General features: G+C 63.4%; 2 protein-coding genes. Both read left to right on the forward strand.

Going from position 1 to position 2,374, the window contains the following annotated elements; all coding sequences use genetic code 11:
* On the forward strand, window positions 1-1,332 hold a 1,332-nt coding region (locus AC1DT2_RS20810; RefSeq protein ID WP_477298449.1), incomplete at its 5' end, for a DUF5916 domain-containing protein.
* Between the two features lie 33 nt (window positions 1,333-1,365).
* On the forward strand, window positions 1,366-2,374 hold a 1,009-nt coding region (locus tag AC1DT2_RS20815), incomplete at its 3' end, for a glycoside hydrolase family 15 protein (protein ID WP_477298450.1).

Genomic DNA, 2,374 nt, shown 5'->3' on the forward strand with positions numbered 1-2,374 from the left:
CAGCTGGTCTATACGCGGCGTGTCGGTGGCGAGTCCGATGATGGCCATGGTCCGGCGGATATCTCGGCCGCAGTGAAGGTCAATGGCAGCGTGGGCGACACCAGCTACGGCATCCTCACCGCGCAGGAAAAGGGTGATGACGGCCGCACGTTCGGTGCCTTGCGGCTCACCCAGACCGAGGGCACGCAGACCTTCGGCATGCTTGCCACGCGGGTGAATCATCCCTTCCTGGATCGTGATGCCAATGTCCTTGGTTTCGATCACCGCTGGCAACCGAGCGAGACGTTTACCCTTACCAGCAATATCGTCGGCAGCAAGATCGACCAGCCGCAGGCGAACGCATCCGGACTGGGCGCGACCAGCATCGCGTTCTGGGAGATGACGCCGGTATGGAGCCAGCAGTGGCTGGGTATGTACTTCGGGCACCGGCTCGACATCGACGACTTCGGCTATCTCCCGCGTAACGACATGGCATATCTGCATTGGGAAGTGCGGCAACGCGTGACCGATCTGCCTGCGGACTCTGCGTATGCTTCGCATCTCTGGCGCTACCGCGTCTCCGCGCAGGACAACACGGAAGGGCGGCGCATCTCCCGCCGCTTCCGCATCCAGCGTGACAGCCGGCGTCGCGATGGCGGTGACGAAGAGTGGCGGCTCGACGCGTTCACCGCAGCCTACGATGACCTGCTTACCCGCGGCGGTAACCCGTTGCATACGCCGCCAACCGCCAAGCTCACCTATGAGCGCGAGAGTCCGCGTATCGGTCACTGGAGCTGGAAGGACGAAGGCTTCATCGGTGGCAACCAACTCACCGGATACCACCGTCTCTCCTACTACTTCAAGTTCACCCCGACGTATTTCATTACCGATGCCTTTAGCGTCTTCGCCGGTGCAAGCTACGAGTGGGACCCGAACTGGTTGATCTGGCAGGACCGCGGTTCACAGGTGTCGAACCTGGTTGGCTCGTTCGACGGCCGGACCGTCGGCATCGACAGCGGTGTGAACTGGAATTTCGGCAACAAACAGGAGCTGCGCGTGAAGCTGCAGACCCTGGCCGTCGGCGCAAAGTTACGCCAGGCCTACGAGATCGACCCGGACGGGCGTGCCGTGCCTTCAAACGAGCACGTAGACGGGCTGGGCGTGGCCAACCTTGGCTTCCAGATCCGCTACCGTTACGAGATCGCGCCACTGTCCAACCTCTACATCGTCTACAACCGTGGTGGTTATCAGCAGGACACGGAGGACGAGCTGGGCTCGCAGTTCCGTCGCGGCTTCGGACTGAAGGACATCGAGGAAGGCCTTGTGAAGGTGGCCTACCGGCTGGAGTTCTGACGTTCTTCACGTGGGCTATGGCATTTCTCCGCCATGCATCAGTCCAGCACCCGTGCCGCGCGCGATCCGCTCAATCCTGTGCCCGGCCGTAGCATCGGCGAGCACGGGATCATCGGCAACCTCGACACCACGGCGCTGGTCGCCAGCGACGGGACCATCGATTTCATGTGCTGGCCCCACATGGACAGTCCTACGGTTTTCGCGGGTCTGCTGGATCCGGAGAAGGGTGGCGAGTTCACGGTAACGCCCGATCTGGCCGACGCACGCACGATGCAGCTGTACGTGCCGGAGACGAACATCCTGATGACCCGATGGATGGCGGCGGCGGGTAGCGTGGAGCTCACCGACTTCATGCCGCATCCGGCGACCGATCCACGCGTGCCGGTAAGCGTGCTGCGCTGCATCCGCGTTCCGCGCGGCAACGTCCGCATCCGCGTGAACTGCCGTCCACGGCTTGGCTATGCCCGTAGCGTGCCGCAGGTGGGAGTTTACGGCGACACGGTCGTGTTCCACGACGGCCCGCAATCGCTGCGCCTGGGGTCGTCGGTGCCGGTCATGATCGATGACGACCAGGGCGGCGCACACGCCGAAGTTGAACTGGGCCCGGGTGACGAGGTGTGGTTTGTCCTTTGCGACGAGGCCCATGATCCGCTCGATGCCCTGGAGTGCAGGGCGGCGTTCGACGACACCGCTGAGGCATGGCGACGCTGGACGCGAAAATCCAGTTATCGTGGACGCTGGCGCGAGCGCGTCGATCGTTCGGCCCTCGTCCTCAAACTGCTGACGTCGCACCAACACGGATCGATCGCTGCAGCGGCGACGTTCGGTCTGCCGGAAGCGACGGGCGAAGGGCGAAACTGGGATTACCGCGCCACCTGGATTCGCGACGCGTCGTTCACCGTTTACGCCTTCATGCGGCTCGGCTATATCGAGGAGGCGGAGCACTTTCGCCGATGGGTCGAAGCGCGTCTGACGGATCTGGACGAGCACGCCGAGCTGCGCATCATGTACGCGATCGATGRTGGCGAAGCGGCCGACGAGG

It is taken from the genome of Luteibacter sp. P4_E6, assembly GCF_056401535.1.